At 41.9% G+C, this 17,285-nt stretch carries 10 protein-coding genes; 6 read left to right on the top strand and 4 right to left on the bottom strand.

Annotation, left to right across the window (positions count from 1 at the left end):
• The first annotated feature begins 213 nt into the window (after positions 1-213).
• The 5 genes from F0145_RS10630 to F0145_RS10610 all read left to right on the top strand — a co-directional run bounded on the left by F0145_RS10630 (position 214) and on the right by F0145_RS10610 (position 5,964).
• The gene (locus tag F0145_RS10630; RefSeq protein ID WP_150088380.1) at positions 214-1,350 is read left to right on the top strand and encodes a sensor histidine kinase; all 1,137 of its coding nucleotides are present in this window, start codon (positions 214-216) and stop codon (positions 1,348-1,350) included.
• Between the two features lie 64 nt (positions 1,351-1,414).
• Positions 1,415-1,843: a response regulator gene (locus tag F0145_RS10625; RefSeq protein ID WP_150088379.1), complete on the top strand. Its 429-nt coding sequence runs from the start codon at positions 1,415-1,417 to the stop codon at positions 1,841-1,843.
• A gap of 899 nt (positions 1,844-2,742) precedes the next feature.
• The gene (locus F0145_RS10620; protein ID WP_150088378.1) at positions 2,743-3,840 is read left to right on the top strand and encodes a glycoside hydrolase family 130 protein; all 1,098 of its coding nucleotides are present in this window, start codon (positions 2,743-2,745) and stop codon (positions 3,838-3,840) included.
• A gap of 407 nt (positions 3,841-4,247) precedes the next feature.
• Positions 4,248-4,871 carry a hypothetical protein gene (locus F0145_RS10615; RefSeq protein WP_150088377.1) on the top strand — a complete coding sequence of 208 codons (624 nt, stop codon included), beginning with the start codon at positions 4,248-4,250 and terminating at the stop codon, positions 4,869-4,871.
• A gap of 22 nt (positions 4,872-4,893) precedes the next feature.
• Positions 4,894-5,964, top strand: a complete 1,071-nt coding sequence (locus F0145_RS10610) for an XRE family transcriptional regulator (protein ID WP_150088376.1) — start codon at positions 4,894-4,896, stop codon at positions 5,962-5,964.
• Between the two features lie 163 nt (positions 5,965-6,127).
• Here the strand turns inward: F0145_RS10610 and F0145_RS10605 are convergent, their stop codons facing one another.
• The 4 genes from F0145_RS10605 to F0145_RS10590 all read right to left on the bottom strand — a co-directional run bounded on the left by F0145_RS10605 (position 6,128) and on the right by F0145_RS10590 (position 12,500).
• On the bottom strand, positions 6,128-7,561 hold the full coding sequence (locus F0145_RS10605) for a TolC family protein (protein ID WP_150088375.1): 1,434 nt from the start codon (positions 7,559-7,561) through the stop codon (positions 6,128-6,130).
• Entirely contained in the window at positions 7,551-10,754 is a 3,204-nt protein-coding gene (locus tag F0145_RS10600) for an efflux RND transporter permease subunit (protein ID WP_150088374.1), read from the bottom strand. Before F0145_RS10600 ends, F0145_RS10605 begins: the two co-directional genes overlap by 11 nt.
• 26 nt (positions 10,755-10,780) lie before the next feature.
• Entirely contained in the window at positions 10,781-11,848 is a 1,068-nt protein-coding gene (locus F0145_RS10595; protein WP_150088421.1) for an efflux RND transporter periplasmic adaptor subunit, read from the bottom strand.
• 226 nt (positions 11,849-12,074) lie between these two features.
• Positions 12,075-12,500 (bottom strand): hypothetical protein, encoded by a 426-nt coding sequence (locus F0145_RS10590; RefSeq protein WP_150088373.1) that lies wholly within the window; start codon positions 12,498-12,500, stop codon positions 12,075-12,077.
• A 640-nt stretch (positions 12,501-13,140) separates the two neighbouring features.
• Here F0145_RS10590 and F0145_RS10585 point away from each other — a divergent pair.
• Positions 13,141-17,232 carry a hybrid sensor histidine kinase/response regulator transcription factor gene (locus F0145_RS10585; protein WP_150088372.1) on the top strand — a complete coding sequence of 1,364 codons (4,092 nt, stop codon included), beginning with the start codon at positions 13,141-13,143 and terminating at the stop codon, positions 17,230-17,232.
• Positions 17,233-17,285 lie beyond the last annotated feature (53 nt).

Raw genomic sequence — 17,285 nt, 5'->3', positions numbered from 1 at the left:
CCACTATGGGTAAAAACCAATATTACCTTTTGGGCTGGCTAAATATAATTTCCTGCTGCAACGCTGCAAATGCTACAGGATTAAGATTAATGCGTATTTATTAAATGCGAGCAGGTAAATGCTGGTTGCTAAAAACAACCATTTCGAAAACTGCTTTAACCCTACAGTACAATTATAAGTAGAAGAAAGTAACTGGATATTCTCTACTTATTTATGAACCTGTTACACTCGAAAGAAAGCCTTAATTCTTATTTTATAGAACAAATAAAAGATTACGCCATTTTTGCTACCGATACCAAAGGAATTATTACGGTTTGGAACAAAGGCGCGGAGCGTATTAAAGGCTACACGGAAGCAGAAGCAATAGGCCAGTATTATGGCATTTTACACCCCGATGAATACCAGCAAGCCGGTCACCCGCAGCACGAACTGGAAGCCGCCTTACAAAATGGCTCTTATGAAGCAGAAGACTGGCGCAAACGGAAAGATGGTTCTCTTTTTTGGGCTACGGTTACACTTACTCCTATTTTTGATAAGAAGGGTAAACACATTGGTTTTACTAAAATTACCGGCAATATTACCAAACAGAAAGAGTTGCAGGACAAACTGGCCGAAAGGCAACAAAGTGCTTTAGAACACAAAAACAGCGAACTGCAAAAAACCAACCTGGACCTGGATAATTTTATTTACACGGCTTCGCATGATTTGCGGTCGCCGGTTACCAACATAGAAGCCCTGATGCTGCTGTTAAAGGAAGATTTAGCCGAAGCCAACGCCCTAAACGACGGTACCGAAGAAATTGTACAACGGGTAATTGGTTCAGTTAACCGCCTGAAGCACACCATCGAAGACTTAACCGAGATTACCCGGCTGCACAAAGATTCAGAGGAAAACCTCTCCGTAGAAATTATTAATGTGCAGGAAGTATACAAAGATATTCTGGCCGATTTAAATTCTCCGGGCAAGCAGAAAGCCTGTTTCATGCAAACTGATTTTCAGGTGCATCAGCTTCAGTTTTCCCGTAAGAACTTCAGGAGCATTCTTTATAATTTGGTTAGCAACGCCATTAAATACCAGGCTCCCGAACGGGATTGCATTGTCCGGATTCATACCCACCTGGAAGAACCTTATGTGGTATTAAGGGTAAAAGACAATGGCTTGGGTATGACACCGCGGCAGCAAGGTCAATTATTTACCATGTTTAAGCGTTTTCACGACCACGTAGACGGAACCGGCATTGGTTTATTTATGGTAAAGCGGATGGTAGAAAATGCGGGGGGCAAAATAGAAGTAGAAAGCGAGCCCGGAACTGGCTCCGAATTTAAGGTTTACTTTAGGGCCGACATGTAAAGCATCCGTTAATTATACAACCTGCCCGGGTTTTAAAAAATATACGATTGTAAAAATTTAAGAAGTGGAAGAACAAAGTGCTGTAGGGGCAAAAGCAGAAAAAGTGCAACCGGTAAATACCGTGTTAGTCGTAGACGATGAAGAAAACTGGTGTTTTGTAATTAAAAGAATATTACAAAAAGCCGGCGTTGGCAACCAAATATTTACGGCTAATAACGGTCTGCAGGCCCTGGAAAAACTAAAGGCCATTGCCGCTACCAACGAAAAACTGCCGGAACTCATTTTTATAGATTTAAAAATGCCCGTTATGGATGGCTTTGAATTTCTGGAAGAAGCAACCCAATCACCCGAACTAGACTTAAGCCAGACCCGGATATTTGTGCTTACCAGTTCTATGCTGCCTCAAGATAAAGAAAGAGCAAATGAATATCCGATTGCGGGTTTTATTTCGAAACCTTTAACCCACCAAATATTAACCAGTATTATAAGTTAGACCTAACCTGCTTTAACAGTGCAAAATATTAAAAAAAATAAAGCCCGTTAAGAGGTAAAGCAATATTTATTGTCCGGCATCAAGTAATTCCTTATCCGGAATAGTCCAAAATATTTGCACGAATATTTATCTGTTTAGGCGCTTACAACATTGTAGTCCTATTGAACTTGTCTAAATAGCCAATACTAATTTACAATATTATTATAGCTCCTTCCACAAGCTCAGGATGCGCCAAATTGGTTTTTAATCGCATTTTTATTCCCTAGAGATTCTGTCACAACTTATCAGAATTAAATATTTGGGAAAAGGTAACTTAGTTCCCCGCCTAAGTTTAGGAGGGGTTAGGGGTGGTTGTTTTTCTTAGATTAATCTCCTGCAAGTTTTGACATCGGCTATAATGATATTTGATAGTTAAAAAAGAAATTACCCCGACAACTCAGTTATTGTGTAGCGTTAGCGCAGCTCGCTACGCATTTTATGAAAAGCCAATCTCCTGATTGGCGGAATCCGAAAAAAGCGATTATCCTACTAACTTATTTGCTGGCATAACAAACCTTATAAAGTTAAAATCAGGAACACCATTTGGCCAAACTGGCATTCCTAGCCTATATTATTAGCAAATACGCCAATCAGAGATTGGCCATCCATGTAATGCGTAGAGCGCTACGCTAACTCTACGCATAACTAAAACAGGCACAACTAATAATAAACTTACTTTTATCAGGAAAGATGAAAAATATTCGCCTTTAAGAACCATTATTATAATCATTAAATAAATTAAAAATATTGGTAAATATCTTACATTTAAGAAATGGCCGCTTCTGCTCAAAGCTTAACTATTACGCTGGCGTGCAGGGTTTCTTATAGCATAACTTACCAGATACTTTTATAGCTTTTACATGAAACAAATCTGCTTTATACTCCTAGCTTTCTTGCTTATTACTTGTAAACAGGAAAAAAATAAGCCATTACCCAACGCTACACCCGATACCAGTTGGGCCCTCCTAAATTTTGTTAAAGTAGATAGCCTTAATCCTATTCTGCAGCCTTCCCGCACCCAATCTTTCTATTCTCCTATTAGCAACCAGGCCGTTAAGTGGGAAGAAAGAAATGTATTAAACCCATCTGCCATTGTAAAAGATAATAAAATATACCTGATTTACCGGGCCCAGGATAACCAAATGACTTCGCGGTTAGGTTTGGCCATTAGCGAAGATGGCTTGCATTTTACCAAACAACCCGAACCCATCTTATTTCCGGCCGAAGACAATTTTAAAAAATACGAATGGAAAGGCGGCATAGAAGATCCCCGCATTGTAGAAAGTGAAGATGGCATCTATATTTTAACCTATACCGCCTATGATGGCAAAACTGCCCGCTTGTGTTTGGCTACATCCAAAGATTTGAAAACCTGGACCAAGCACGGCCTGGTTTTAGGCGAAGGCAAATACAAAGATACCTGGTCTAAATCGGGAGCCATTGTAGCCAAACTAACCGGCGACAAAATGGTTGCCACCCGCATAGACGGCAAGTACTGGATGTATTTCGGCGATACCAATTTATTTATGGCTACTTCTAATGACCTTATTCACTGGGAAGTAGCCGAAAATGCAGAATCTAAAAAAATGATATCAGTATTACACCCGCGCATGGGGTATTTCGATAGCCGTTTGGTGGAACCCGGCCCTTATGCCATGCTGCAAGAGGCAGGCATTTTACTAATTTATAACGGCAGCAATGCCGCCAACTTCAACGACCCTGCTTTGCCAAAGTTTACATACAGCGCCGGACAAGCCCTTTTCGATAAAACCAAACCTTACAAATTACTCCAAAGAACCAACGCCCATTTTATTAAGCCCGACAAACCTTACGAAAAAATTGGCGAGGTAAATGAGGTTTGTTTTGTAGAAGGATTGGTGCATTTCAAAAACAAATGGTTTTTGTATTACGGTACCGCCGATTCCAAAATTGCCGTAGCGGTAAGAAACGAAAAGTAAAACCAAGTTTCCCAACAGAATTTCTCCTTAATAATCAGGTAAGACCAAACCAATATAAGTCCTTGATTACCAGAAATTAAGAAATCACCTTTGTTGGTTTGTGTTTGATTGGAGAATAGTTTGAATGAATATCAATAGCTTTGAAGGCGACCACAACTATGGCTACTATGGCGCGGAAGTTACTTCCGTGACTTTTCATTAAGAACATACAGTCTGCGAAATTATTAATTAGAATATTTATTTAGGTTTAGAAAGACACGGAAGTAACTTCCGCGCCATAGAGGACTCTTAAAGCTAAAGCTGATTTTCAGGCATTAAATTATAGGAATATTTTTTTTATTTTTTGCGGAATATTTTTTTGATATTTTGCAATTAACTTGTATGTTTGTTCCGAAACTATGGGAAATATGAGAAGTTATCTACAACCAGAAGAAGTCTTAGAAAAATTAAAGTCAATTCAGCTAGACCTTACTGAATCAGTTTACGAAGCAGTTAAAGAAGTAAATAAAATCCGATCACAAGGAAACACTATTTACCGAAAAAGTTGCATAGCAGATATGTTGCACGACCACATTAGCACACAGGTAAAAGTCCGATTAGAATGTAATAACCTAGATGGTCTAATTGTTAATACTACAAATCAACTTTTTCATATAAAGCTTAAAGATTTCGCTCTAATAACTCTCCATAAATTAGACAAGAAGACCCTGAGACCACCAAAACCTGATACGGGGCAGTCGCTAATTTTTGAAAAACAGGGGGATTGTTTTAACCACCGAGAGAAACTTACTAACCTGTACTTTGGTTTTACTTTAGACACTACATCTACCGAAGTTACAGGTATTTATATTCTACTGAGTGTTGATGGTGTCACCGAATGGGTTCTTGATTTATTGAATAATACATCAGAAGGATTGGGTAATATAGATTTCCCAATGAACCCAGAACCGGTAATTGCTCCTGTTAAAAGAACCAAAGTTAAGGAGGGTATTAAAATACCTAAAAATGGAGAAAACCAATTAGAAGGTTAAAGCCTAATTAAATTTAAATCAGATGTTCACAACGCCTATTGCCATAAATCCGAAAATGATAACAATTGCAAGAGAGGCGAGGTTTTTAACTCAAGCCCAGCTTGCAGAACAGCTTGGTTGTTTACAAGGCACTTTGTCCAAAGTTGAGAATGGAACTTTAAGTGCTACTGAAAATTTTATTGAACAACTAGCAAGAATATTAAAGTATCCAAATTCTTTCTTTTATCAAAAGGAAGAACCTTTACCACCGGCAATGTTTTACTATAGGAAGAAAAGTAAAGCGACCAAAGTAGAGTCTAAAAAAATGGAAGCTTTAATGAATATTTCTCGTTTTAACCTTGAAAAACTACTTACATCTATAGATATACCTGAAAGAAATTATCAGCTTTGGGATATAAACACACATGGAACTCCTAGCGAGTGTGCTAAATATATTAGAGATATTTGGAGAGTGCCTAAAGGGAGAATTAATAACCTAACAGAAATCACTGAAAATAACGGGATTATTATTGTCTATTTAAAAGATTTAAGCCCGCAGATTGATGGTTTATCAATGCCTGTTAGAACTGGCAATCCAATAATATTCATAAATGGTTCCATGTCTGCTGATAGAACAAAGGCTACATTAGCGCATGAAATAGGGCATCTTTTGCTGCATCATGGGCAGGCTATTTCACCTGATAGGGATGTTGAAAAAGAAGCTTGGGAATTTGCAGGAGAACTATTGTTACCTGAAAACGAGATTAAACCTTTCATTAGAAGGCTTTCTATTGAGCGCTTAGCTGAATTAAAAATGCAATGGAAAGTATCTATGCAAATGATTTTGTATAGGGCCGAAAAATTAGGCACTATAACTAATAGTCAATATAGGTTGTTAATTACACAAATGAATAAGTATGGCTATAAGGTTAATGAGCCTCAGTATTTTCCAAAAGAAATTCCAACCCTTATTTCAGAAGTTGTAGAAAGTCATTTAAGGGATTTAAATTATACGATGGCTGAGCTTTCAGAAATACTTTGTTTACATGAGTCAGAAATAAGAGATTTTTATTTTAATATGGAAGAGCGTCCTAGTTTACGGATTATTAGATAGATTCATAATAATTTATTTGAAGAGCCCTTACTTAGCATTTTGACATTACCCCTTTGCTATTAATAGCTAAATCTTGCTACAAATTACATAAAGTTTGATTTAGAATGAGAAAGCCATTTTATCCTCCGGCAAAATGGCTTTCTCATTCTAAATCAACCTAACCTTACTGCCAGCCACCACCCAAGGCTCGGTAAATATTCACCGTGGCATTTAATTGCTGCATTTTGGTTTCAACCAGGTCGAACCTACTTTCCAGCGCTTCCCGTTGGGTTAGCAACACTTCCATGTAATCGGCGCGGGCCGACATAAACAAGCGGTTGGAAATATCAATCGACTGGGTGAGCGCCTGTACCTCCCGCGATTTGGTATCATAGCTCTTCTCCAGGTTACTGATGTTCGATAACTGATTGGCCACTTCCAGGTAGGCATTCAGAATGGTCCGTTCGTAGTTATAAACGGCCTGAATTTGCTGGGCATTGGCGCTGTAATAAGTAGCTTTTATCGCGTTCTTGTTTATCAAAGGGCCAGCTACATCGGCAGTTAGGGTGGCCAGTAAAGATTCCGGAAAATTAGCCAGGTAGGCCGGGTTAAAAGCCTGCAGGCCCAGACCAGCCGATATCCCCAACGAAGGATAAAAGTTGGCCCGGGCTACCTGTACGTCCAGCTTAGCGGCGGTTAGCTCCTGTTCGGCCTGCCGGATATCGGGCCGGTTAGCCAGTAACTGCGCCGGTATACCGGTCTGCACCACCTGCGGCACCAGGTTATCAAAACTTTGGCTGTTCCGGGTAATGGGCTGCGGGTACCGGCCCAACAAAAAATTAATCCGGTTCTCAGTTTCGGTAATCTGCTGCTGTATGGCGTACTGCCGATTCTGGGTATTCAGTACCTGGGCCTCGAACCGGCGCACCGCCAGTTCCGTTACCCGGGTGGCTTCTTTCTGCAGCTTTACAATGCGTAAAGCATTGTTCTGAATCTCCATGTTTTGCCTCACAATATCCAACTGGCTATCAAGGGAGAGCAACTCGTAATAAGAATTAGCAATTTCGGCAATCAGGTTGGTGGTCATGAAGTTTTTTCCTTCCACCGATGCCAAATACCGCGATACGGCGGCTTTCCGGGCCGTCCGCAACTTGTGCCAGATATCTACTTCCCAGCGGGCAAAAAAACCGCCCACAAAATCCGGCAGCGGCTCGGGCATTTCTTTGCCTGGCTCAATATCGGTGGTTGCTTCGCTGGCACCAATATGGGTGTAACGGGGTGCTTTTTCCAGGCCGGCCCCGGCTCTGGCGCCTACAAAAGGCAAATATTCCCCTTTCCGGGCCCTTACTTCGCTGCGGGCAATTTGGATTTCCTGCAGGGTAATATTCAGCTCCTGGTTGTGTTGCAGGGCCGTATCTATCAGGGCCGCCAGGTTCGGGTCGGTGAAATATTCCTTCCACCGGAGGCGGGCGGTATTGGTGGTATCCTGCGCGTTGGTGTAACGCGCAGGCACTTGCTTATTCTCGGTTTTTTGTACCACGGCGGGTACGGTACAGGCGGTGTAGGTTAAGGCAACCAATATTATCCCCGCCCAATTTTTCACTTTATTAACGAACATTATCTTCAATTTCTACAGGTTGGGAAAAACTGTCAGTGGCATAAACATATTCTTCGGTCAGCGGTGTTTCGTGTTCATCTCTAATCAGGTGGCGGCCGTCGGCCAATTTGGCGAATATATAGTACAAGCCGGGGATAATAATTACCCCAAAAATGGTCCCGAATAACATACCCCCCAGCGCCGATGCCCCAATGGTCCGGTTACCAATCGCGCCGGCCCCGGTTGCCACAATCAAGGGTATTAAACCGGCCACAAAAGCAAACGAAGTCATTAAGATTGGCCGGAAACGCACCCTGGAACCTTCTATGGCTGCTTCGAGTATGGTAGCGCCTTGCTGGCGTTTCTGCACGGCAAATTCTACAATGAGCACGGCATTTTTACCCAATAAACCCACGAGCATGATAAGACCTACCTGGGCATAGATGTTGTTTTCCAGTCCCATCAGCTTCAATAACAAAAACGAACCAAATACCCCCACCGGCAGCGAGAACACTACGGCCAACGGAATAATAAAGCTTTCGTACTGCGCCGCCAACACCAGGTAAACAAACAACAATACAACCAGGAACACATAAAGCGATTCATTTCCCCGGATAGATTCGTCGTAAGAAAGGCCTTCCCAGGCAATATCGTAGCCTTTGGGCAGCGTTTTAGCAGCTACTTCCTGTACCGCTTGGATGGCATCGGCAGTGGTATAGCCCTTCGCCGGCAGCCCTTGAATGGAAGCGGAATTGTACAAGTTGAAACGGGTTACTTCGTTAGGGCCCTGCGTTTTCTTTAGCTTCATGAAAGACGAGTAAGGCACCATTTCGCCGGCTTCATTCTTCACGAAAAGGTTTAAAACATCAGATGGCAGCCTTCTGAATTTAGGGTCGGACTGCACGTAAACCTTGAAGAACTGGTTAAATTTAATAAAGCCTTGTTCGTAGGTACTGCCGATTAAAATATTCAGGTTTTCCATGGCTTTGCCAATAGACACCCCTTTTTGCATGGCCAGGTTATTGTCTATCTGTAATTCGTACTGCGGGTAATTAGCCGCGAAGAAGGTAAACAAACCCGTAAGCTCCGGCCGCTTGCTCAAATTATCCATGAATTCCTTGTTAATTTTATCGAACTCATGGTAATCGGTACTGGAGTTTTTATCCAGTAAACGCATAGAGAAACCGCCGGAAGAACCAAAGCCCGGAATAGCGGGCGGCTCGAAGAATTCGATAACGGCGCCCAGGCCTTTCGACTTTTCTTCTAATTCTTCCATGATTTCCTTCACGGTGTGGTGGCGGTCCGACCAGCTTTTTAAGTTGATTAAACAGGTACCGGCGTTGGAACCCCGGCCTTCAGTCATAATTTCGTAACCAGCCAGCGAAGAAACCGATTCTACTCCTTCAACTTCTTCGCAGACTTTTTGTAGCCGTTGCGAAACCTGGTTGGTGGTTTCCAAGGTAGAGCCCGGTGGCGTTTGAATAATGGCATAAATGGTACCCTGGTCTTCGTTCGGAATAAAGCCGGCCGGCAGAATTTTATTTTCGAAGAATATGCCCACGCCAAAGGCCAGTAATATGCCAAAAGTCAGGACTCTTCGGCTCACGATAGCTCTTAACAAACCTATGTATTTGCCGGTTAGTTTTTCGAAGCCGCGGTTAAAACTGTCGAGCCCTTTTGAGAGCATTTTTTTCTTTTTGGGTTTGCCATGATTATTTTTTAATAACATGGCGCACAGCACCGGGGTAAGCGTAAGGGCAATTACCGCCGAAATAATAATGGAACTGGCCATGGTAATGGAAAACTGCCGGTAGAATATACCCACCGGGCCCGACATAAATACCAAAGGCACGAATACGGCGGTCATTACCAAGGTAATGGCAATAATAGCCCCACCAATCTCGCGCAATACTTCTATGGTAGCTTTATAAGGCGAAAGGTTGGTTTCTTCCATTTTGGCGTGCACCGCCTCCACCACCACAATCGCATTATCTACCACAATACCAATGGCCAGTACCAGTGCGAATAAGGTAATTAAGTTAATGGAAAGGCCAAAGAATTGAATCACAAAAAACGCCCCGATTAACGATACCGGCACTGCCAGAATAGGAATTAAGGTAGAACGCCAGTCGCCGAGGAATATAAAAACCACAATGGCTACCAGAATAAACGCGTCGCGTAAGGTATGCAGCACTTGCTCGATAGAAGCATCTAGGAACTGCGAAACATCGTAGCTGATTTTGTAATCCATGCCCGGCGGAAAGGAAGCTTTCATTTCTTCCAACTGGGTTTTTACTTCGGCAATTACATCGCTGGCATTACTGCCGTAGTTCTGCTTTAATACAATCGCGGCCGACGGGTGGCCATCCAGGTTCGAATAAATATCAAAAAATTCACTGCCCAATTCAACGTTACCAATATCTTTCAGGCGTACGCTTTCCCCTTCGGCATTGGCCCGGATAATAATGCTTTCGTACTCTTCGGGTTTATTATACCGGCCTTTATAAGTAAGCACATATTCCAGGGACTGCGCGGCAATACCGGAGCTTTGACCTAACCGGCCGGGGCGGCCAATAATACTTTGCTCGCCCAAAGCTTCCATTACTTCCTCCACAGATATTTTATAGGCCCGCATGCGGTCGGGGTTTAGCCAAACGCGCATCGCGTACCGCCGGCTACCTAATATTTGCGCCCGGGCTACGCCTTTAATCCGCTGTATTTCCGGAATCATTTTTACGGTAGCGTAGTTGAACAGGAATTTCTCGTCCATATTCTCGCTCTTAGAATAGAGGTTCACGTACATCAGCATACTAGGCTGAATAGGCGTGATTACCACCCCTTCTCGCTGCACCAATTCGGGCAAAAGCGGCATTACCTGGTCTACGCGGGTTTTTACCCGGATAACCGCATCGTTGGGGTCGGTGCCTGGTTCAAAAATAATCCGAAGCGTAGCTTCACCGGCGCTGGTAGCATCCGAGGCAATATACCGCATGCCTTCTACCCCATTAATGGCCTGTTCCAGAGTTATGAGCGTAGATTGCACCAATACATCGGCACTGGAGCCTGGGTAAGCAATAAAAATATTAACGGTAGTGGGGGCAATATCCGGAAACTGGGAAATAGGCAATTTTTTAATTGCCAAGCCGCCCACAAAAATAATCATGACCGATATTACAATAGCGAATACGGGCCGATGTATAAACTTACTAAACATGTTGTCTGCTGCTTTTAAATATTTGATTATTCGGCATATAATTCTAATTCAGACATAACCTTAGCCGGTGCCACGAATTTGGTATGGATTTTTTCGTTTTCCCGTACCAGTCGCAAGCCTTCCAGCAGAATTTTATCGTCTGGCGCCAGGCCTTTTTGAACTACAAAAATGTGCGGCAATTCGGCGGCTACGGAAATCTCCCGCGACCGCAATACATTGTCTTTATCTACCACGTACACGTATTTTTTATCCAGCACTTCGAAGGTAGCTTTCTGCGGAACCAGGAGGGCATTTTTCATGGGAACTTCCATTAAAATATTGCCGGTTTCGCCGTGGCGCAATAAGCCTTTGGGGTTAGGAAAAGTAGCCCGGAAAGCAATATTTCCGGTTTCGTTGTTAAAATCGGCTTCAATGGTTTCTACTTTACCCGGAAATTCAAACACCTGCTGGTTCGCCATCATCAGCTTTACTTTGGTCTGATTCTCGGTTTTCAGGCTGGTTTTATAGTCTAAATATTCGGCTTCGGGCACATTAAAATATACCCACATCTGGCTGTTGTCAGATAAAGTAGTAAGCAAATCGCCTTCGTCTACCAGGCTGCCTAACCGTACCTGGAAATGGTCCATGATGCCATCGAAAGGCGCTTTTATTTGGGTAAAGCCTAAATGCACCTGGGCTAAGGTTACTTCGGCTTTTGCTTTGTTTAATTTAGCTTTTGCCATTGCCAGTTCGTTAGGCGCCACAATGTTGCTTTGGGCAAGCTTTTGCGTATTCTGGTATTCAATATTCGCAAAGCTGGCTTCGGCCTGTGCTTTTTGCAGTTCGGCCTGGTACATGGTGGGCATAATCTGGAACATGAGTTGCCCTTTTCTCACCGATTGGCCTTCGTCTACAAAAATTTTCTGTAAGTAGCCTTTCTCCAAAGCCCTGATTTCGATGTGGCTGATGGCATGAATCTGACTGACGTATTCCTTTGTAATTAAAGTGTCTTTTTTTAAGGGACTGGTTACCAGAAAAGTGGTTTTCTCCTCTTTTTCTTCTTTTTTAGATTGGCAACTTGTGTAGCAAAACAAGGCACACATGCCCATGAGCATGAAAATTCTTTTCACGTGAATTAAGGTTTTAAGATGTTATAAGGGGTAATTAGGTAGTTTTTAAAGAAGTATGTATAATAAATACCGGTGTGTGTTACCCTTGTAAGAGGTACAAACACCATACAGGAAGGCATTCTTATTAGCAAATGCTAACAGAAGCAGGGTTGTAAAAACTAAGAGGAGAAAGGTTGGGCAATTTTAAGTTGCCGGCAACTTGCAGATTAAATCAAATTCGGATAACCCGAAACAGCAGGAACCACTTAATAGTGGAAAAATAAAGCGCGTGCTTAAACGAATCTAAACATTTTTTAATGAAGAGGCTGAAGTAGCCGAATGCGAGGACGTAAAAAAGCGTAGTAAAGTAATTACTTTGGGCTAAATACTTTTTGAAAGAAATCCATTCGTGTTTTTCTTCCTCAATTTCCGCCGCAATTATTTTACAGTTTTCGCTTTCTGTAACCGATAGCGTTGCTTTAATGCTCTGGAACTGGGTATTTTGTCCGGCGCTAAATCTGGATTGCTCAGCGCTTACCAGCGTACTTTTAAAAGAATGGCAATTACACACCTTATTGCCATGCGCATACAGGTTACCATATACGCTCAATAAGAGTATACCCAGGCTCAGAAAATATTTCAATGCTGCCTTTGTCATTCCAGCGATAAAATTACACTAAGATAATTATACTGACAAATTATTTAACATTTAATGTTTACTATATTCTTGTTAAATTTATTTATGCTTCCGCCAGTTTTTAAAAAATTAGCAAATAATATGGCTTTAAACTTTAATTTATTGAATATCAATGGTTAAAAAACCAAGCCTACTACAATAGTAAAAAATTTACCTTAATTCATATTTACCTCAAAAAACTTAAATATTTAATAATTTAGTAAGCAGCAGCTTGCACTTATGTAATAGATCAGCGCATTAGAAAGTGTAATATTTGAACTTGGTTTATTTTTTAGCTTGCCTGTTTACTACCACTTTCAAAAATAAACCTTAACATTATTTCCTGGCGGCATCCTGCTAACAATAACTTAGATTTAAACTTTTAACTGTCCTATTTTGGGTTGGGTTTACCAATATTTCGCATTTGCACATACGCTTGCCTAAAGCTATTCCATTGCTATAAACAGAGCCGCCTTTTTAGATATTTAAAATATATTCAGCTTAAAACAAAGCTACCACCAACATTAAAATATAATATTCCTTGGTTAATTTTTAATATACTAATATCTTTAATAATCTTTCGATCAACAAATAAACTGTTGATGCGCTGAATTTAAAATATATGATTTATATAAAATGGCTCTTAGTGCTGGTAAGTCTAAGTTGCTTCATAAATCGTACTGATGCCGCCCAGGGTGCAGCAACATCTCCTAAAAAATCTTTCCTCAAAATAGCCAACTTAGATGGGTACAAAGTAAAGTGTATTTTAAAGGATAAATTTGGCTTTATGTGGTTTGGCACCGAAAGCGGCTTACTACGTTATGATGGCAACAATACCGTAAAAATAAGTACCAATACCGGCAATATTCGTTTAGCTTCTGATTTAGTGCTGGCCCTTTACGAAGACCGCCAGGCCAACCTTTGGATTGGTACCGGCAATGGCCTGCAACGTTTAAGCCCCGACCGTAAATCTATTAGTACCTATCTGGCTACTTCTGTGGCAGTAACTGCAGCTAAAAAAGTAATATACGCCATTACCCAAACCCACGATGGCGCTATCTGGTGCAGTGCCGATGATGGTTACTTGTATCGGTCGGGGGATGAAAAATCTTTTTTGCAGGTTGCCAATTCTTTTGCGCCTGATTTTACCGGTTTGCAGCGAATTGTGCAGAATATAGCCGAAGACGAAAAGCAACATTTGTGGATAGCCGATGAACAACATGGTTTCCGGATGCTGAATTTGCAAGGGCAGGTACGCAACGATTTTTCGTTGCCGGCCAACAGGCAACCAATAGCGCTCTTTGCAAATAAAAACAGCCAATTGTACGTGAAAGACCACACTATTTACACTTACAACCCAGATAAAAATAAATTTATCTCCTTGGGTGATGTGGCACAACTGGGTTTAATTAAAAATCCGATTCATTACGTTCACCAGGATAAAAGAAATTTTCTGTGGCTGGTTACCCAAAGTGAGCTTTTCCGTTTCGACCCTATAACTAAACAGCTGGAAGATTTTACCGCCCCCTTTATGCAAAGCGGTGCCAGTTATTTTCAGATAGAATGCATTTACGAAGACCAGAACGATCAACTCTGGTTTGGTTCGTATTTTGGTGTTTATAAATTAAATAACCAGGAAAGCTTTTTTAAAACCATTTCTTTGCCCAAAGGTATGGGCGCTTATCCTTATTTTAGTACGCGGGGTATGTTGCAATCAGCCAATAACCATTTATTTATAGGCAGTTATAGCGGCTTCTTTGAGTACAACCCGGCTCTGAATAAATTTAAAGAGTATAAAATAAAACAAAATAATACCTGGGTTAACCCGCTGGCCCGCGCGCTGGTGCCGGGTAACGATAGTAGCATTTGGATGGCTACCGAATCTTTAGGCCTGCTGCATTTTAATTTGGCTAACAAAACATTTACGCCTTACTTAAATAAACCCAAGGCTCCGGCTAAAAACAAAGCGCCTATAGTATCTACCCATAATTATTCTGTATTAAAAGATACCCAAGGGCAACTATGGCTGGGCGGTTATAATAATTTGTATACGCTAAACCCGCAAACCGGTCAGGCGCAACTTTTTAACTGGGGCCCCGAAAAGAAAAGTTTTCCGCTTTTACAAATATTGGCCATTCATCAGGGCCGCGATAAATCTATTTGGTTAGGCACCGATTACGGGTTATACCGCATCCAAAAAGAGCAGGGCTTAATTAAACATTTTGCGGCTACTAGCCCCGGTACTAAGCAAGGCCGGTTAACGCATAATTTTATTAATTGTATTTACGAAGACCCCGCCGGCAATTTGTGGTTGGGCACCAAAGGCGGCGGCATAAATGTATTTAATCCGGAGAATGGCCGGGTTGAAGCACAATATACGGTACAGGACGGTTTAGCCGATGATAAAGTATGTGCCATTTTGCCGGGTGCAGAAAATCAGTTGTGGATAAGCACTTACAATGGTTTATCGCGCCTGGATATAAAACGCAAATCTTTCCGGAATTTTCATACCGCCGACGGCCTGCTTACAAATGAATTTAACCAAGGTTCGGCTTTAGTTGGCAAAGATGGCAATTTGTATTTTGGCTCGATGGATGGCATTATTTATTTTAACCCAACTAAATTTTTGCCTGCCAAGCAAGCAACCCAGGTTATGCTCACAAAGCTAGTGCAGCACAAGGGCCAGCAAAACAAAATAGAAGAAACTACTTTAGCCATCAGCAACTTAAAACAAATTAACCTTCATTACCAGGATAAATTTGTCACCCTATATTTTGCACTTAAAAATGATTTTGAACCCGCTAATGCTAATAACCAGTTTGCTTATAAGCTAGCCGGCCTTACAAACGAATGGCAAAATATTGGCAGCATAAACTATATTCAACTGGCCGGTTTGCCGGCCGGCCATTATACCTTAAGCCTGAAAGCGAAGAGCAGCAATGGCTATTGGGGAAAAGAATTGCAAATACCAATTTTGGTAGGGCAGGCATTTTATCTTTCTACGGTTGCTTACGTGGTATACGCCCTGTTAATATTAGGTATTATTGGTACGCTATTCTGGTTTCGGCTGAACCGCATTCGCCTGCAAAATAAGTTGGCCTTGGAACACCTGCAAAAGGCAAAACTGGAAGAGCTAAACCAACTAAAAACCCAATTCTTTACCAATATTACCCATGAATTTCGCACGCCGTTAACGCTAATTATTAATCCATTGGAACAATTACGGATGCAACCAATGCTACCGCCCCCAACAATAATCAGGCAGCAGCACAATATTATTCACCAGAATGCGCAACGCTTGCTGCGCCTGATAAACCAATTGCTGGATTCGGCTAAACTGGAAGCCGGCAGTTTGGGCGTAAATGAAAAACAGGCCGATGTAGTTGTATTTATTGGGCAATTAGTAGAAACCTTTCGCTTACAAGCCCAGAAAAAAAATATTCAGTTGCAGTACGCTCCCGAAAATAATAATACCCAATACTTTTTCGACGCAGAAAAACTCGATATAATTATTTATAACCTGCTTTCTAATGCGCTTAAATTTACTCCGGCAGCCGGAACAGTGCAGTTAGAACTAACCTGTAGCACGGTCGGCGAAAAAGAAGATTTACTTTGCCTGCGGGTAACTGATAATGGCATTGGTATTCCGGCAGCGCAATTACCTTTTGTATTCGACCGGTTTTACCAGGTAAACGATTTCCGCACCCAAACTTTGGCTGGCTCGGGCCTGGGCCTTTTTCTGGTAAAAGAACTAACCGAATTATTGGGCGGGCACGTGCAAGTAGAGAGCCAGGCAGAAAAAGGAACAACCTTTACCATAACTTTACCGGTGCGAATAGCCGATAATTTGGTTTCATCCTGGCAGGAAAGTACCCCCAATATTATTTTGCCGGCAGCAGAAATTGCTTCAGAACCCCTACCCCAAGTTGCAACAGATGCACCTTTAATATTGGTAGTAGAAGACCACGATGAACTACTTACTTTTATTTCGCAGGAACTAGGCAGCAAATACCGGGTAATAACGGCCACTAATGGCGCTGAAGGCTGGCAACTAACCCAGCAGGAACTGCCCGACCTGATAATTACCGACGTAACGATGCCCCAGATGGACGGTTTCTCGCTGTGCCAAAAAATAAAAAGTACGCCTCTTACCACCCACATTGCCGTAATATTATTAACGGCGCAGACCTCAACAAATAATCGCGTACAAGGGCTTTCTTCCGGTGCCAACGATTACTTAACTAAACCTTTTAACCTGCAGGAACTGCACTTACGGGTAGCTAACTGGCTGAATTACCAGAATACCTTACGCTTGTATTGGCACCAAAAATATGGGCAGTCAGCCCCGGAAATTATGCCGGAGAACTTACCGGAGAAGCCGACAGAAGACCCTTTTCTGCTGAAAATATACCAAATATTAGAACGCGAACTTGGTAATGCTACGTTTGCCGTTGAGCAGCTGGCTTCAGAAATGAATGTGAGTACCCGAACCCTGCATCGCAAGTTATCGGCCATTACGGTTATGAATGCCAATAACCTTATCCGGACTTACCGGCTGCGTAAAGCCGCTGTACTTTTACAGGAAGGTCATTCTGTTTCGGAGGTTGCTGACTTAACCGGCTTCGAGGGACTTTCTTATTTTTCTAAATGTTTTAAAGAGCAATTTGCTGTTTCTCCTTCCCACTACGTATTATCCCAAATTAAGCAATCATAGTCAAACCCTCTGTTTTCAGATATTTCTCCACAATAAAGCCCTGAATTTACTTT

Source organism: Adhaeribacter rhizoryzae, assembly GCF_008629685.1.
In the GTDB taxonomy this organism is placed as follows: Bacteria; Bacteroidota; Bacteroidia; order Cytophagales; family Hymenobacteraceae; genus Adhaeribacter; species Adhaeribacter rhizoryzae.
This window is presented reverse-complemented; position numbering and strand designations above follow the sequence as displayed.